Consider the following 14,758-nt stretch of genomic DNA (forward strand, 5'->3'; position numbering starts at 1 on the left):
TGTGCTGCGCTTTCGAAACCGTGCTGTGAGGTGTGGCTTCCACGCATCTCCCGAACAATATCCACGCCCTCGAACTTGTCGGCGTTGACAACAGAAGGCGTTCCGCGACATTGCTATCCACTCGGTTGGTGACGTTGGGGCATTCATCCGACCTGAGCATGGCAACAAAGGGTATTCCCGTGAAACAGATTCTTCTTGCAACCGCTCTCGTCCTCGCGACCGGCACCGCCTACGCGGCTGACGTTTTGCAGGAGGCACCGGTTGCTGCTTCCTATGACTGGACCGGCGCATATATCGGCGTGAACGCTGGCGGTGGTTTCGGCACGTTTAAGCTTTCTCCTTCTGGCGGCGGCCCTGGCTCTATCGACCTCAGTGCGAGCGGGTTCCTGGGAGGCATTCAGGCCGGTTACAACTGGCAGGCTGGCCAATTCGTCTACGGCGTCGAAGCCGACTTCCAGGGTGCCGACATCAAGGGCGACCTATCGATCAGCGGCCCCTTTCTCGAAACAAAGATTGACTGGTTCGGCACGCTACGTGCTCGCATTGGTTATACGCCCGTCGACCGCTTCTTGGTCTATGGCACTGGCGGTTTGGCCTACGGTCACGAAAAGATCTCTGCCCCCGGCCTCGACTTGTCCAAGACCAAGGTCGGCTGGACCGTTGGTGCGGGCGCTGAATACGCCATCACCAACAATTGGTCGCTCAAGTCTGAGTATCTTTACACGGACCTGGGTAAAGCGACGTTCAACCCCGGTGGTGGTGGTGTTGGTGTTGACGTCAAAGTCCCCTTCCACACCGTTCGCGTTGGTCTGAACTACAAATTCTAGTTTATCGGCGGACCTTAACAGAAAGCCCCGGCAAAATTGTCCGGGGCTTTTTTGTTGCGCGGCAATCTGTAGCCGCAGCGGAGCAGGCGCCGGATTGGTCGCGTGCTTCGCGACTCCTGCGGCCTTGTTCCAACAAAAAAACCCGCCGGCAGAAGCCAGCGGGTGAAAATGGTTGGCTATGGTTTCGACCCCGCCAAGGGACGAGCCACTACAATGCGCGCATGTCGGCGCGTGCGCTTTCACAAATGATAAGGCGCCGGTCGCCCTTTTCGTCGAACCCAATCCGCATTATGTTCCGCGCCTATGTCGCGCAACACGGTCCTTCAGCTCATCGCCGCGGTGATCACCATCGCGGTCCTGGCCGTTTTGCACCAGGGGCTCGATTGGTTCCTCAGCAAAACGTCGATCGATTTCATGGTTGGCGTGTTCGTCGGTATGGCGCTGATCCTGCTGGTCTGGATTTATGAAGACCGAAAAGAACGACGCTCACGGCCGGTTGGCGGCGGTAGGGGCGCCGAGCAACAAAGCGTGCGCCACACGATCGACCTGTGACTGCTGCAGCCTAGAGCCGCGACCAGCCTTCATCAACGCGTCGAGCACCGCGCTTTGCTGAGGTCCAGCCGTCAGGGTCCGCGCCATATCCGATATCGCTTTCTCGTTGCCGCCGTTGCTCAATGCGTCGATCACCCGCTCCACAGCTTTCGTCCCGGCCGCGCGGGCTGCGCCACGTGCACCGCCTGCGATAAAGCCCTCGCGAACGCCAAAGCCTCGGCTACCGCCGCCGTCAATGGCGTCCTGAGCGGCGATGCGCGCGGCAGTTTCGGAATTGCGCGTCACGATGTTCGATGTGTCGGCAAAGAGTTTTTCGCGATCGAGCAGGTCGATGATAGCCTTGGCCTTGTCCTGGCCGAACAGCGTCGAGAGGCGCGCCGATAAGCCCGCCCTTCAGGGCCTCTTTTGTATCCCCACCTGACCGAACCGCTGCGTCGCCACCGCTGATCAGAGCCCCTGAGCCGATACTGGCGCTATAGCGCAAGGGTGCCGACGCTACGCCGATGCCGAATGCCTCGGGCGCGGCCGCCATTGCCGGCAGGGTGCCCTTCGCGCTGATGGAGCGCAAGCACGTCCTCGAAATCCGGGACGAAATCCGATCGACGGCCGGCGCTCAAAACGAGGTCGTCAAGGTGATATCGGCGATGTTCGGATGGGCGGTGGATGCAGGCGTTGCCGCGGTCAATCCGGCGCTGCGCATCAAGCGCCTCTATTCTGGCGACGGCTTCCATTCCTGGACGGTCGACGAGTTCGAGGCCTACAAGGCGAAGCACGCCAGCGGCACCAAGGCGCGCCTTGCGCTGTATCTCGCCATGTTCACCGGTCTCCGTCGCGAAGACCTTTCCATTGTCGGGAAGCAGCACGTCAAAGCTGGATGGTTGACCATCCGCCCGGGCAAGACCGAGAAGAAAACCGGTGTCATCGTCGAACTGCCTATCCTGCCTATTCTGCAGGCTGAGATCGACGCTGGCGCGGCCGGTGCCATGACGTTCCTCGAATCGGAATGGAAGCGACCGTTCACCGTCAACACGCTCGGCAACAAGATGCGCGACTGGTGCGACCAGGCTGGGCTGACTGAGTGCTCTCTTCACGGCTTGCGGAAACTCGGCGCCTCGATCGCGGCCGAGAACGGCGCGACCGACGAAGAGCTGATGGCGATCTACGGATGGGTCACAAAGGCGCAATCGACGCACTACACCAAGAAGGCTAGGCGCAAGCTGATTGCCGGCCGAGCCGCCCACAAACTGCTATTCACGCCGGAACAAAAAATGGACGAAGTTGTCCCACCGGATCAGGCGGTTGAAGAAAGTGGGGCAAAAACCGAAGAAAAACCCAATAAAATCAGCGCCTGATTTTAGTGGTGGTGCCCCTAGCCGGGATCGAACCAGCACTCCTTGCGGAACTCGATTTTGAGTCGAGCGCGTCTACCAATTCCGCCATAGGGGCTCAGGCCGGGCGGCCTGGATGGGCGCGGACTATACGGCCGGATGGGTGTTCGTCAACTGCTTGTCGAGGAATCGCCGGCGCAATTGGCGGTATTGCCCCACCCTTCGGCCTCGTGACGACGCAGACGTTGTGCGTCGCGGAAAATCTTTCTAGACAGATGAGGTGTTAGGCGCCTCGCATCCGGAAGCTGGATGCGGCGCTTTGGGTCCTTGCCTTCCTGCCTGTCGTTGCCCAAAACCGCCAAGCGCCCCGGGTGACATTGATTAGAGCAATTCCGGGAAAAGTGCGCTGCGGTTTTCCGTCAGGAATTGCGTCAACTTGCATTAGGAGAGCCGATGCTTCGCGGACTTTACGACTGGACCCTGTCGCTGGCGGCGCGCAAATCCGCCGAATGGTGGCTGGCCTTCATCGCCTTCGTCGAAAGCTCGGTGTTCTTCATCCCGGCCGACGTGCTGTTCCTGCCCATGGCGCTGGCGCGGCCCGAACGCGCCTATCGCTACGCGCTGACCGCCACGGCTGCTTCCGTGCTGGGCGGCATAGCCGGCTGGCTGATCGGCTACTATGCCTACGACACGATAGCCCGGCCGATCCTGGAGCATTTCGGCGGCCTTGCCACGTTCGAGAAGTGGCAGTCGTCCGGCGCCGGACTGATGCTGGTGCTGCTCGTCACATCGGGCGCCGCGCACCTGCCGCCGATCAAGGTGGTCACCATTCTGGCCGGCGCGCTTCACGTCAATCTTCTGGTCTTCATCGTCTCGGCCATCGTGGCGCGCGGCGCCCGCTTCCTGCTGCTTGCCTGGCTGCTGCGCCGCTATGGCGAAGAGATCAGGGAGTTCATCGAAAAGCGCTTGGGATTGATTGTCGGCGCCGGCGCCGCTGCCCTGATTTTGCTCTATATCCTCGTCAGATACGCCCACGGATAGCGACGCAACAACGGATTCCATCGATGACCGCGACCATGAATGCCGACACCGGACGCCAGCGCACGCGCGCGGCGCTCTTTCTTGCCGTCGCGATGGCAGCGACCGTCGGCTCGGCGTTGGCCTTCCAATATATCGGCGGCTACATCCCCTGCCATCTCTGCCTCGAGCAGCGCACGCCTTACTATATCGGCGTGCCGCTGATGGTGCTGGCGGGGATCGCCTCGATGCTGCGCGCACCGGCTTGGGTAACGCGCGGCCTGCTGGCGATCGGCGGCCTTTTGATGCTCTACGGCCTCTATCTCGGCGTCTACCATTCCGGCGTCGAATGGGCGTGGTGGAAAGGTCCGGCCGACTGCACCGCCGGCGCCGGTCCGGTCGACACCGGCGGCAAGGGCGTGCTCGACGCGCTCGACAAGTTCGTGCCACCCTCCTGCGACAGGGCGGCGCTTCGCATCCTCGGCCTGTCGCTCGCCGGCTGGAACGCCATCGCCAGCCTCATCCTCGCCGCCGTCGCCTTCCGCAGCGCGCTGTCGCGCGACTGAACCAACTCGATTGAGTGGCACGACGCAGAGTTCGTCCAGAAATTCGCCAGCCCGGATTGGCTGGCGCGGTTTTCGAGAACCGGAGCGGAGCGTACTGAAGCACGTGAGCACCGGAAGCGCAGAAAGCTGCGGCAGACGGCCGGGCTCGCGGATTTCTGCCGAACTCTAGGGTTCGAGTTCGACATCCCAGTAGAGATAATCCATCCAGCTTTCATGCAGATGGTTGGGCGGGAACAGGCGGCCATTGTTGTGCAGGTCGTGCACCGTCGGCTGGTAGGGTTTCTGCAGCGGCCACATCTTGGCCTGGGCCGGCATCATGCCGCCTTTGCGAAGATTGCAGGGCGAACAGGCGGCGACGACATTCTCCCAGGTCGTCGCCCCGCCGCGGTGGCGCGGGACGACATGGTCGAACGTCAGATCCTCCGGCGTGCCGCAATACTGGCACTGGAAACGGTCGCGCAGGAACACGTTGAAGCGGGTGAAGGCGGGATGCCGCGACGGCTTCACATAGGCCTTCAGGCTCACCACGCTCGGCAGTTTCATCGAGAAGGTCGGCGAGGAGACGGCGTGCTCGTATTCGGCGACGATGTTGACCCGGTCGAGGAAGACAGCCTTGATGGCGTCCTGCCACGACCAGAGCGACAGGGGGTAATAGCTGAGCGGACGGTAGTCCGCATTCAGCACCAGCGCGGGAAGCCCATCCGGAGATACGGCAACCGTCACGTCCTTCGCCTCCTTGCTTCTAGAACCGAACGGCGCGGATACTGTAAGCCCGACATGACAGGGATGTGAAGCGGATTGTCGTGCGACCAAATCCCCAAAAACGCATAATTTTCAGCGTTTTTCGGCCATTTCGACAGGCGGCGCCGCCTCCCTTCCCTTCAGTTCGCGGTAGTAGGCCCAAAAAAGCCGCGACGCGACACCCCGCCAGGGGCTCCATGATTCGGCCAGTCGGATAAGCACTTTCTCCGGCGGGCGCGGGTCGATGCCGAGCGCATGGCCGACCGCCGTCTGCAGTGCGACGTCGCGCGCGGGAAATACGTCGGGATGGCCGGCGGCAAACAGCAGGTAGCACTCGGCCGTCCATGGGCCGATGCCGCGCACGGCCGTCATCGCCGCGATCGCGTCGCCGGAGTCCAGCGTGCACAGGTGATCGAGATCGAGCCCGCCGGCCACGGCTTCGGCGACGGCGAGCAGCCCGCGCTGCTTCGGCCGCGACAGCCCGGCCTCGCGAAATATGTCCTCGCCGGCGGCAAGGATCCCCTGCGGCGTCAGAGGATCGACCAGCTTGACCAGCCGCCCAAAGATCGCGTCAGCGCTGGCGCGGGACACTTGCTGCGAAACGATGATCGAGGCGAGGCTTTGAAACCCTGGCTCCGACAGCCGAAGCGGCACTTCGCCCGCGTTGCCGCGCACGGTCTCCAGCCGCGGATCGATCCGGCAGAGCGCGTCGAGCCCTGCCGCAATGTCGTCGAGCGAGGCGATGCGTTGCACGTTGCTTGTTCCCAGGGCGACAAATGATGGCTAACTATCAACCGGCGGAAGCACCTGACAACCTGAATGCCGCCTGAAAGATGACGCTCCTGACATTCCGCTTCGCGCCGAGCCCCAATGGCGAGCTGCATCTCGGCCATGCTTACTCAGCCCTGCTCAACCAGCGGATGGCGGCGCAAGCGGGCGGACGCCTGCTGCTGCGCATCGAGGATATCGACATCACCCGCTGCACGCCCGAGTTCGAAGCCGGCATCTTCCGCGACCTCGAATGGCTGGGATTGAACTGGGAGCGGCCGGTGCGCCGCCAGTCCGAGCATTTTGCCGAATACCGGGCGGTGCTCGACCGGCTGATCGCCGAGGAGCTGGTCTATCCTGCTTTCATGAGCCGTGGCGAAATCCGCGCCTTCATCGCCGAGACCGGCGGCCGCGACTGGCCCCGCGATCCGGACGGCGTGCCGCTCTATCCGCCGCTCGACAAGGCACTGCCGGTGAAGGAACGCAAGCGGCGGATCGCAGACAACGTGCCGTTCGCCTGGCGGCTGGACGTCGAGGCGGCGATGGCGCGCCTCGCGGCCGGCCTGTCATGGATGGAGTTCACGGACGAGACGATGTCGGCGACGCGAACTGTCGCGGCACAACCGCAGGATTGGGGCGACGTCATCGTCGCCCGCCGCGACATCCCGACCAGCTACCATCTCGCCGTCGTTCTCGACGACGCGCTGCAAGGCGTCAGCCATGTCGTGCGCGGCCAGGACCTCTATTCGGCGACCGGGGTGCAGCGCCTGCTGCAGGAACTGCTCGGCCATCCGCAGCCGCGCTATTTCCACCACCGCCTGATCCTTGGTCCGGATGGCCGCAAACTATCCAAGAGCTTCAGGGACACCGGTCTTGCCGCGCTTCGCGAGGCGGGCATGTCGCCGCACGACGTCAGGCAGTTGGTCGGTCTGTGACTAGAGGCGCGCCATCCCGGCCTTGATCAGCGCCAGCACGCTGATGAAGGAAAAGGCGCCGCCGAGCCCCCAGGCGACCGCCAGCTTGAGATCGCTCAGGCTGATGCCATGCTTGTTGGCGACCGTCACGGCGGCGAAAAAGCCGAAGATGAACAGCAGCGTGTTGCCGGTCGGGCCGAAGCCGCTCTCCTTCATGATGGCGTCGAGCGCCGTGCCGAAGAAGAAGCCGAAGGCCGCGATGATGGCGAACGCGAACAGAAGCCAGGTCGTGTCGAGATGCAAAAACATGCCCCACCATGGCGCGGCGATGCGCCATGCCCCTCTTGGCACGGTTTGTTGAATTCAACTTAGCTTATGGATCAACCGTTTCGTTTTGCTTGCGGGATTGAACGGCATTAGAGCAATTGCCGTCATCAACCGTTCATCCCGGCAGCCTTCCCCCCATGCAGAGCATCAAGCGGTTCATTCCCGCCACCTTCGTCGTTCTGTGGGCGACCGGCTTCATCGGCGCGCGCTACGCCATGCCCTGGGCTGAGCCTTTCACCTTCCTTGCCATCCGCTTCGTGATAGCGGCGATCCTGTTTGCCGGCCTGACCGTTCTGCTCGGCTCGCGCAAGGCGACGCGCGACGAGGCGCTGCACGCTACGATGGCGGGCGTCCTCATGCACGGCGTCTATCTCGGCGCCGTCTTCTGGGCGATCCACAGGGGCATGCCGGCCGGCCTCTCGGCGCTGATCGTCGGCCTGCAGCCGCTGATCACAGCCGTGCTCGCCGGAAAATTCCTGGGCGAAGCGATTCTGCCGCGCCACTGGGCCGGCCTTGCGGTCGGGCTGCTCGGGGTGGTCATCGTGCTCTGGCCAAAGCTCGGCGCACTCGGCGGCGGCGTCACGCCGGCAACGCTGACCGCCTCGCTCGTCTCCGTGCTCGGCATGAGCGCCGGCACCATCTGGCAGAAGCGCTATGCCTCGGGCGGCGATTTGGTCTCGGCGACGATGTGGCAATATGTCGGCGGCTCCGCCGTGATGATCCTGGGCTCGCTCGCCTTCGAGACGCGCGCCGTCACCGTCAACGGTGAGCTGATCTTCGCCATGGCCTGGCTGGTCCTGGTGCTGTCGGTCGGCGCCATATTCCTGTTGATGGTGATGATCAGGGACGGCGAGATGTCGAAGGTCGCCTCGCTGTTCTACCTCGTGCCGGCCGTAACCGCGGTCATTGCCTGGGTGCTTTTCAACGAGCAGCTCAACCTGCTGCAGATCGCCGGCATGGCGATCGCCATGCTGGGCGTCGCCCTGGCGACGGCGCGGCGGGCCAAGGGAAGAGGAACTGAGGAACTGAGGAACTGAGGAACTGAGGAACTGAGGAACTGAGGAACTGAGGAACTGAGGAACTGAGGAAAAAGGCGGCAACTGACGTTTTCATTCTTCAATTCTTCAATTCTTCAATTCTTCAGTTCCTCTGTTCCTCTACCCGGCGCCCACTCACCCAACCCGCGCACGCGCTTCCAGATAGCGGCTGATCGAGGCGTTGAGCTCGCCGCCGAGAATGAAGATCGCCGAGATGATGTAGAGGAACACGACAGCGATCATGATCGAGGCGAGCCCGGCATAGGTCGTCACATAGGACGAGAAATGGTCGAGATAGGTGGCGAAGATCGTCGACCCGACCAGCCAGGCGATCAGCGTGAAGACGATGCCCGGTATGATCGAGACGAAGCGGCGTTTGCCGGCCGGCAGCCAGATATGCACCGAGAACAGCCCGATGACGATGACCGTCGAGGCGACCACGTAGCGCCAGATGGTGATCGTTCCCATATAGGGCTTGATCCATTCCAGATGCGCTTCCGCCAGCCGCGCCAAGAGCGGCGCGAACACCAGAAGCACGCTGACGGCGAGGAAGCAGGCGGTGGCGATCAGGACGAAGATGATGCTCTGCACCCTGCGGTGGATGATGCCGCGCGTCTCGGTGACCCGGTAGGCGCGGTTGAGCGACGTGCGCAGCGCCTCGATGCCGTTGGAGGCGAAATAGGCCGCCAGCAGCACGCCATAGGTCAGAAGGTCGGTGCGCCGCACGGTGAGCACGTTCTGCACCTCATGCGCGATCGGCTTGGCGATCTGCTCCGGCCATGTGTCGAAGACCAGATGCACGGCGGTGTCGGCGAAAGCGCGAGCGCCGAGGAAGCTGGCAAGCGTGGTGGCGAAGATCAGGAACGGAAACAACGCCATCAGCGAGGTGATCGCCAGATGGCTGGCCATCGCCCAGCCGTCATCGGTGTTGAAATGGCCTATCGCATCGTAGAGCACGCGCTTGAGGGCAACGATATTCCGCAGCAAGGGCCCGCGCTCCGCTCGATTGTGTCAACGCCGCGAATATGGGAAGTGATTGCGGCAAATGGCAACCCCAGGTCCCACAACGCGCCCCGCCGCCAAACAGTTGCGCACCATCATCGTCACCGGAGCTTCCTCCGGCATCGGCGCCTATTGCGCGCGGGCGTTGAAGGCGGAAGGCTGGCGGGTCTTCGCCACGGCACGCAAGCCGGCCGACATCGCAGGCCTCGAGGTCGACGGCCTGGAGGCCTTCTACCTCGACTATCGCGAGCTCGAATCCATCGCGGCCCTGGTCGATGCGGTGCTGGAACGGACCGGCGGCACGCTTGACGCGCTCTTCAACAACGGCGCCTATGCCCAGCCCGGCGCCGTCGAGGACCTGCCGGTCGCGGCGCTTCGCGAGCAGTTCGAGGCCAATTTCTTCGGCTGGCACGACCTCACCCGGCGCGTCGTGCCGATCATGCGCCGCCAGGGGCACGGCCGGCTCGTCCACTGCTCCTCGATCCTCGGGCTGGCTCCGGTCCGCTTCCGCGGCGCCTATTCGGCCTCCAAGCACGCCATCGAAGGCCTGATGCTGTGCATGCGCCAGGAGCTCGAAGGCAGCGGCATCCACCTTTCGCTCATCGAACCGGGACCGGTGATATCGAAGATCGCCAGCAACGGCCTGCCCTGGTTCCTCAGGAATATCGACGTCGAAAACTCCGTCCACCGCGCCGACTATCAGGCGCAACTCGCAAGGCTTCAGGCAGGCGGCAGCGTGTCGAAGCTGAAGCCGGGCCCGGAGATCGTGCACAGGGCGCTCCGCCACGCGCTTCTGTCACAGCGCCCGCGCCCGCACTATGTGGTAACGGTGCCGGCTAAGATCGGCGTGGCGCTGAAACGCGTCCTGCCGGCCTCCCTGCTCTACCGCGTGCTCGCCAGGCGCGCCTGACCGAACCTGAACCGGAGCCAGCCAGATGCTCATCACCTTGAAGATCCTCGCCGTCATCGCCATGGCCGCTGTGGTGATCGTGCTGGTCCGCGGCCTGATCAACATGATGCGCGGCGGTTCCGGCATGACCTCGAACAAGCTGATGCAGGCGCGCATCATGCTGCAGGCCGTGGCCTTGGCGCTGCTGTTGCTGGTGGTCTATTTCACGCGCAAATAGCGCAGGCTCGGCAATTCCAGGAAAATTGCGGGGCGGTTTTCCGCCCGGAATTGCGCAAAAATCGATCGAGGGGGATCGCGTGGTCAAGCTCAACAAGATCTACACCCGCACCGGCGACGACGGCACGACAGGGCTCGGCACCGGCGAGCGGCGGCTGAAATCCGACCTGCGCGTCGACGCCTACGGCACCGTCGACGAGGCCAATGCCTGCATCGGCATGGCCCGCCTCCACACCGCCGCCGAGCATCCGGCGATCGACGCCATGCTGTCGCGCATCCAGAACGATCTGTTCGACCTGGGAGCCGACCTCGCGGTGCCCGATGACGGCAAGCCGCTGGAATACGAGCCGCTGCGCATCGTCGCCGCGCAGACCGGCCGCGTCGAGCAGGACATCGACGCGCTCAACAAGGATCTGCAGCCGCTGAAATCCTTCGTGCTGAACGGCGGCACGCCGGCCGCGGCGGCGCTTCATCTGGCCCGCACCGTGGCGCGGCGCGCCGAGCGGCTCATGGTGGCCCTGGCGCAGGATCCGGCCGAGCATGTCAACCGCGAGGCACTCAAATACATCAACCGCGTCTCGGATTTCCTGTTCGTCGCCGCCCGTGCGGTCAATGACAATGGAAAGGCCGACGTGCTATGGGTTCCCGGCAAGAACCGCTGAATCCGGAGGCGGGAGGGTCCGATGTTCATCCCGCTTTACGACACCAACAGGCTGCGTCACATCCGCCTGCAATATGTGACGATCGGCCTGATCGCGGCGAATGTGCTTGTCTATCTGGCGACCACGCTTGGCGGTGAAAATTTCACCAATGCCGCGGTTCTCGGCCTGGGCTTCATCCCGTCGGTGGTCCACGACAAGGTCGAGCTGTCGCCCGAATTCGTCGTCATCCCCGAGAGCCTCAGCTACCTCACCTACTCGTTCCTGCATGCCGACATCTTCCATCTCGGCGGCAACATGCTGTTTCTTTGGGTGTTCGGCGACAATGTCGAGGATGCGCTCGGCCACATACGCTATCTGATCTTCTATCTCGCCTGCGCCGTAGCCGGCGCCTTCTTCCAAGGGTTGGTGGCGTGGGATTCGCAGGTGCCCCTGATCGGCGCCTCGGGCGCCATCGCCGGCGTCGTCGCCGCCTATCTGATCCTCTATCCGCGCGTGAAGGTCTGGGTGCTGGCCTTTGCCCGTATTCCGCTGCGCATCCCGGCCTTCATCCCGCTGATCCTGTGGATCCTGTTCCAGGTCGTGATGTTTGCCGCCGCCGGCGAGGACCAGATCTCCTGGGCCTGCCACATCGGCGGCATCATCGCCGGGTCGGTCTTGGTGCTGGTGCTGCGCAGCCGCGGCGTGCCGCTGCTAGCCGGCGCAGACGGCGAGCCGGACCCGACGCCCAACGTCCAGCAGCCGCCTGTTCCTGCCGAGCCGGCCGCTGGCGATCCGGCGCAGCCGACCTCGCAATGGGGCCGTGGAGCAGCAACGCCCCGGGACTGAACCGATTTGGGTGCATCATGGGATATTGACGCGCCGATTTGCCGCCACTACGGAAACGGCACCGCTGGGCGGATATTCCGTCCGTAATGTCGGCTTTCGACAACTCTGACAGGGCGCACGCTGGTATAGCGCCCCGACTATCTCAGGAGAGGTGACAGGAAAATGAAGATCCTTGTGCCCGTTAAGCGGGTTGTGGACGCCAACGTCAAGGTCCGGGTGAAAGCCGACGGACTGGGCGTTGAGCTTGCCAACGTCAAGATGGCGATGAACCCGTTCGACGAGATCGCGGTCGAGGAAGCGATCCGCATCAAGGAAGCCGGCAAGGCGGAAGAGATCATCGTCGTCTCGATCGGTCCGCAGCAGGCGCAGGAAACGCTGCGCACCGCGCTCGCCATGGGCGCCGACCGCGCCATCCTGGTCAAGACCGACGAGCAGACCGAGCCGCTCGGCGTCGCCAAGGTGCTGAAGGGCGTGGTCGAGGCCGAGAAGCCGGGCCTTGTCATCCTCGGCAAGCAGGCGATCGACGACGATTCGAACCAGACCGGCCAGATGCTGGCCGCGCTTCTGGGCTGGGCCCAGGGCACTTTCGCCTCCAAGGTCGAGCTCGCCGGCGACAAGGCCAAGGTGACGCGCGAAGTCGACGGCGGCCTGCAGACGGTCGAGTTGAAGATGCCGGTGATCGTCACCGCCGACCTTCGCCTCAACCAGCCGCGCTACGCCTCGCTGCCCAACATCATGAAGGCCAAGAAGAAGCCGCTCGACGAGAAGAGCCCGGCCGACTACGGCGCCGACGTCAAGCCGCGCCTCAAGGTCATCAAGACCGAGGAGCCGAGCGGCCGCAAGGCTGGCGTCAAGGTCAAGAGCGTCGCCGAGCTGGTCGAGAAGCTCAAGAACGAAGCCGGCGTGCTCTAAGCGGTCAGGAAAGGATCAAGAAAATGGCAATTCTCCTCATCGCCGAACACGACAATGCGAGCCTTTCCGACCAGACGGCCAAGGCGCTGTCGGCGGCCCTCCAGATCGGCTCGGATGTCGACGTGCTGGTGGCCGGCAAGGGCGCCAAGGCTGCGGCCGATGCTGCCGCCAAGCTGAAGGGCGTGCGCAAGGTGCTTCTGGCCGAAGCCGACGAGCTTTCGGAACGCCTCGCCGAGCCGACCGCGGCTCTCGTCGTCTCGCTTGCAGGCGGCTACGACACGATCGTCGCGCCGGCGACCTCCGCCGGCAAGAACATCGCGCCGCGCGTCGCGGCACTGCTCGACGTCGCGCAGGTCTCCGAGATCATCGAAGTGGTCTCACCCGACACCTTCAAGCGGCCGATCTATGCCGGCAACGCCATCCAGACCGTGCAGTCGACCGACGCCAAGAAGGTCGTCACCGTACGCACCGCTTCCTTCTCGGCGGCGCCGGAAGGCGGCTCGGCCTCGGTCGAAACGGCCAGCGCCGCCGCCAATCCCGGCCTCTCCTCCTTCGTCGAGAACAAGCTTTCCGAGAATGACCGTCCGGAACTGACGTCGGCCAAGATCATCATCTCGGGCGGCCGCGCGCTCGGCTCCTCGGAGAAGTTCCAGGAAGTCATCCTGCCGGTTGCCGACAAGCTCGGCGCCGCGGTCGGCGCCTCCCGCGCCGCGGTCGACGCCGGCTACGCGCCGAACGACTGGCAGGTCGGCCAGACCGGCAAGGTCGTCGCGCCCGACCTCTACATCGCCGTCGGCATCTCCGGCGCCATCCAGCACCTGGCCGGCATGAAGGACTCCAAGGTCATCGTCGCCATCAACAAGGACGAGGAAGCGCCGATCTTCCAGGTCGCCGACTACGGCCTGGTCGGTGATCTCTTCGTTATCCTGCCGGAGCTGCAAAAGGCGCTTTGACGCCGTCCGTTCTGGCATATTAAAATCCGAAGGGTGGGGTAGACGAAGTCGCCCCGCCCTTTTAGTTTGCACTGCACAAAAAGCGGGCCATCAAGGCCTGAAGTCATTCCGGCGGTTTTGCTTCCGGATTGCGGGAAATAAACAAATAGGAGCGTTTCCGCGCTTCAAGGAAGCGGAACTGTTCCGGACGGGATCGGGGTAATGAGCAAGATCGAGACGATCGGCATTGTCGGCGCGGGTCAGATGGGTGGCGGTATCGCCCATGTCTCGGCGCTGGGTGGCTACAAGGTCCTTATTCACGACGTGTCGCCCGACCGGATCGAGAAGGGCATCGCCACCGTCAGCGGCAACATGGCCCGCCAGGTTGGTTCCGGCAAATTGGAGGAGAAGGCTCGCAACGAAGCGATGGCTCGCATCTCGGCCGCCCCGACCATGGCCGACCTCGCCGCCGCCGACCTTGTGATCGAAGCGGCGACCGAGGACGAGACGGTCAAGCGCAAGATCTACGCGCAGCTCTGCCCGCAGCTCAATCCGGAAGCGATTCTGGCGACCAACACCTCATCCATCTCGATCACCCGGCTCGCCGCCCAGACCGATCGTCCCGAGAGCTTCATCGGCATACATTTCATGAACCCGGTGCCGGTGATGAAGCTGGTCGAGCTGGTGCGCGGCATCGCCACCGAAGACCAAACCTTCGAGGCGGCCAAGACCTATGTGAAGCACCTAGACAAGACCATCACCGTCTCGGAGGATTTCCCGGCCTTCATCGTCAACCGCATCCTTTTGCCGATGATCAACGAGGCGATCTACACGCTCTATGAGGGCGTCGGCACGGTCGATGCCATCGACACCGCCATGCGGCTTGGCGCCAACCATCCGATGGGGCCGCTGCAACTCGCCGACTTCATCGGCCTCGACACCTGCCTGTCGATCATGCAGGTGCTGCATGAGGGCCTGTCGGATTCGAAATACCGCCCCTGCCCGCTGCTGGTGAAATATGTCGAGGCCGGCTGGCTTGGCCGCAAGACCGGGCGTGGCTTCTACGACTATCGCGGCGACCAGCCGGTGCCGACGCGCTGATCTTCTGCGGCTGAACCCCTCTCGACGCGGCTTAGATCAGTTCGCCGTTTCACGGAAACGGCGAACTGCCCTATCTCTTTGTTTTGACGCAATTCCGGGCGGAAAACCGCCCACACTTTTC

18 protein-coding genes and 1 tRNA gene are annotated in these 14,758 nt (G+C 63.5%); 14 read left to right on the top strand and 5 right to left on the bottom strand.

Going from position 1 to position 14,758, the window contains the following annotated elements; translation table 11 throughout:
• Positions 1 to 179: 179 nt before the first annotated feature.
• The 3 genes from FJ471_RS31560 (at position 180) to FJ471_RS31575 (ending at position 2,731) form a co-directional block, all read left to right on the top strand.
• Positions 180 to 827 (top strand): outer membrane protein, encoded by a 648-nt coding sequence (locus FJ471_RS31560; protein WP_246684880.1) that lies wholly within the window; start codon positions 180 to 182, stop codon positions 825 to 827.
• Positions 828 to 1,130: 303 nt separating this feature from the next.
• Positions 1,131 to 1,379, top strand: coding sequence for a hypothetical protein (locus FJ471_RS31565; RefSeq protein WP_140809351.1), 249 nt, complete (start codon positions 1,131 to 1,133; stop codon positions 1,377 to 1,379).
• Positions 1,380 to 1,882: 503 nt separating this feature from the next.
• Positions 1,883 to 2,731, top strand: coding sequence for a tyrosine-type recombinase/integrase (locus FJ471_RS31575; protein ID WP_140809353.1), 849 nt, complete (start codon positions 1,883 to 1,885; stop codon positions 2,729 to 2,731).
• A gap of 9 nt (positions 2,732 to 2,740) precedes the next feature.
• Here the strand turns inward: FJ471_RS31575 and FJ471_RS31580 are convergent.
• Positions 2,741 to 2,825 (bottom strand) — tRNA-Leu (locus FJ471_RS31580).
• A gap of 335 nt (positions 2,826 to 3,160) precedes the next feature.
• Here FJ471_RS31580 and FJ471_RS31585 point away from each other — a divergent pair.
• Positions 3,161 to 3,748 (top strand): YqaA family protein, encoded by a 588-nt coding sequence (locus FJ471_RS31585; protein ID WP_140809355.1) that lies wholly within the window; start codon positions 3,161 to 3,163, stop codon positions 3,746 to 3,748.
• Positions 3,749 to 3,771: 23 nt separating this feature from the next.
• Entirely contained in the window at positions 3,772 to 4,290 is a 519-nt protein-coding gene (locus FJ471_RS31590) for a disulfide bond formation protein B (RefSeq protein ID WP_140809357.1), read from the top strand.
• A 165-nt stretch (positions 4,291 to 4,455) separates the two neighbouring features.
• On the opposite strand, the gene FJ471_RS31595 is transcribed toward FJ471_RS31590, so the two are convergent.
• A complete protein-coding gene (locus FJ471_RS31595; protein ID WP_140809359.1) occupies positions 4,456 to 5,013 on the bottom strand; it encodes an HNH endonuclease in 558 nt (185 codons plus the stop codon).
• A 111-nt stretch (positions 5,014 to 5,124) separates the two neighbouring features.
• Positions 5,125 to 5,784 (bottom strand): DNA-3-methyladenine glycosylase, encoded by a 660-nt coding sequence (locus FJ471_RS31600; RefSeq protein WP_140809361.1) that lies wholly within the window; start codon positions 5,782 to 5,784, stop codon positions 5,125 to 5,127.
• A gap of 80 nt (positions 5,785 to 5,864) precedes the next feature.
• Between FJ471_RS31600 and gluQRS the strand changes: the two genes are divergently transcribed.
• The gene (gene gluQRS / locus FJ471_RS31605; RefSeq protein ID WP_140809362.1) at positions 5,865 to 6,734 is read left to right on the top strand and encodes a tRNA glutamyl-Q(34) synthetase GluQRS; all 870 of its coding nucleotides are present in this window, start codon (positions 5,865 to 5,867) and stop codon (positions 6,732 to 6,734) included.
• On the opposite strand, the gene FJ471_RS31610 is transcribed toward gluQRS, so the two are convergent.
• Complete coding sequence (locus tag FJ471_RS31610; protein ID WP_140809363.1) at positions 6,735 to 7,022, bottom strand: hypothetical protein; 288 nt, start codon at positions 7,020 to 7,022, stop codon at positions 6,735 to 6,737.
• Between the two features lie 155 nt (positions 7,023 to 7,177).
• On the opposite strand from FJ471_RS31610, the gene FJ471_RS31615 reads away from it, so the two are divergent.
• On the top strand, positions 7,178 to 8,077 hold the full coding sequence (locus FJ471_RS31615; RefSeq protein WP_140809365.1) for a DMT family transporter: 900 nt from the start codon (positions 7,178 to 7,180) through the stop codon (positions 8,075 to 8,077).
• Between the two features lie 135 nt (positions 8,078 to 8,212).
• On the opposite strand, the gene FJ471_RS31620 is transcribed toward FJ471_RS31615, so the two are convergent.
• Positions 8,213 to 9,064 (bottom strand): YihY/virulence factor BrkB family protein, encoded by an 852-nt coding sequence (locus FJ471_RS31620; RefSeq protein WP_140809366.1) that lies wholly within the window; start codon positions 9,062 to 9,064, stop codon positions 8,213 to 8,215.
• A 58-nt stretch (positions 9,065 to 9,122) separates the two neighbouring features.
• Between FJ471_RS31620 and FJ471_RS31625 the strand changes: the two genes are divergently transcribed.
• The 7 genes from FJ471_RS31625 to FJ471_RS31655 all read left to right on the top strand — a co-directional run bounded on the left by FJ471_RS31625 (position 9,123) and on the right by FJ471_RS31655 (position 14,637).
• Positions 9,123 to 9,989 (top strand): SDR family oxidoreductase, encoded by an 867-nt coding sequence (locus FJ471_RS31625; RefSeq protein WP_140809368.1) that lies wholly within the window; start codon positions 9,123 to 9,125, stop codon positions 9,987 to 9,989.
• 25 nt (positions 9,990 to 10,014) lie between these two features.
• Entirely contained in the window at positions 10,015 to 10,206 is a 192-nt protein-coding gene (locus FJ471_RS31630; RefSeq protein ID WP_140809370.1) for a twin transmembrane helix small protein, read from the top strand.
• Between the two features lie 79 nt (positions 10,207 to 10,285).
• Entirely contained in the window at positions 10,286 to 10,867 is a 582-nt protein-coding gene (locus FJ471_RS31635) for a cob(I)yrinic acid a,c-diamide adenosyltransferase (protein ID WP_140809372.1), read from the top strand.
• A gap of 21 nt (positions 10,868 to 10,888) precedes the next feature.
• Positions 10,889 to 11,692, top strand: a complete 804-nt coding sequence (locus tag FJ471_RS31640) for a rhomboid family intramembrane serine protease (RefSeq protein WP_140809374.1) — start codon at positions 10,889 to 10,891, stop codon at positions 11,690 to 11,692.
• Between the two features lie 162 nt (positions 11,693 to 11,854).
• Positions 11,855 to 12,604 (top strand): electron transfer flavoprotein subunit beta/FixA family protein, encoded by a 750-nt coding sequence (locus FJ471_RS31645; protein WP_140809376.1) that lies wholly within the window; start codon positions 11,855 to 11,857, stop codon positions 12,602 to 12,604.
• Between the two features lie 23 nt (positions 12,605 to 12,627).
• Positions 12,628 to 13,557, top strand: a complete 930-nt coding sequence (locus FJ471_RS31650) for an electron transfer flavoprotein subunit alpha/FixB family protein (protein WP_140809378.1) — start codon at positions 12,628 to 12,630, stop codon at positions 13,555 to 13,557.
• A gap of 201 nt (positions 13,558 to 13,758) precedes the next feature.
• Complete coding sequence (locus FJ471_RS31655) at positions 13,759 to 14,637, top strand: 3-hydroxybutyryl-CoA dehydrogenase (protein WP_140809380.1); 879 nt, start codon at positions 13,759 to 13,761, stop codon at positions 14,635 to 14,637.
• The last annotated feature ends 121 nt before the right edge of the window (positions 14,638 to 14,758 follow it).

Source organism: Mesorhizobium sp. B2-7-1 (genome assembly GCF_006440735.1).
Taxonomy (GTDB): Bacteria; Pseudomonadota; Alphaproteobacteria; order Rhizobiales; family Rhizobiaceae; genus Mesorhizobium.

Bases quoted from the DNA above. Each gene is read 5' to 3' on its own strand.
- FJ471_RS31610 (WP_140809363.1), bottom strand. From the start codon at position 7,022: ATGTTTTTGCATCTCGACACGACCTGGCTTCTGTTCGCGTTCGCCATC.
- FJ471_RS31655 (WP_140809380.1), top strand. From the start codon at position 13,759: ATGAGCAAGATCGAGACGATCGGCATTGTCGGCGCGGGTCAGATGGGT.
- FJ471_RS31640 (WP_140809374.1), top strand. From the start codon at position 10,889: ATGTTCATCCCGCTTTACGACACCAACAGGCTGCGTCACATCCGCCTG.
- FJ471_RS31650 (WP_140809378.1), top strand. From the start codon at position 12,628: ATGGCAATTCTCCTCATCGCCGAACACGACAATGCGAGCCTTTCCGAC.
- FJ471_RS31575 (WP_140809353.1), top strand. From the start codon at position 1,883: ATGCCGAATGCCTCGGGCGCGGCCGCCATTGCCGGCAGGGTGCCCTTC.
- FJ471_RS31590 (WP_140809357.1), top strand. From the start codon at position 3,772: ATGACCGCGACCATGAATGCCGACACCGGACGCCAGCGCACGCGCGCG.
- FJ471_RS31630 (WP_140809370.1), top strand. From the start codon at position 10,015: ATGCTCATCACCTTGAAGATCCTCGCCGTCATCGCCATGGCCGCTGTG.
- FJ471_RS31585 (WP_140809355.1), top strand. From the start codon at position 3,161: ATGCTTCGCGGACTTTACGACTGGACCCTGTCGCTGGCGGCGCGCAAA.
- FJ471_RS31625 (WP_140809368.1), top strand. From the start codon at position 9,123: ATGGCAACCCCAGGTCCCACAACGCGCCCCGCCGCCAAACAGTTGCGC.
- FJ471_RS31565 (WP_140809351.1), top strand. From the start codon at position 1,131: ATGTCGCGCAACACGGTCCTTCAGCTCATCGCCGCGGTGATCACCATC.
- gluQRS (WP_140809362.1), top strand. From the start codon at position 5,865: ATGACGCTCCTGACATTCCGCTTCGCGCCGAGCCCCAATGGCGAGCTG.
- FJ471_RS31615 (WP_140809365.1), top strand. From the start codon at position 7,178: ATGCAGAGCATCAAGCGGTTCATTCCCGCCACCTTCGTCGTTCTGTGG.
- FJ471_RS31645 (WP_140809376.1), top strand. From the start codon at position 11,855: ATGAAGATCCTTGTGCCCGTTAAGCGGGTTGTGGACGCCAACGTCAAG.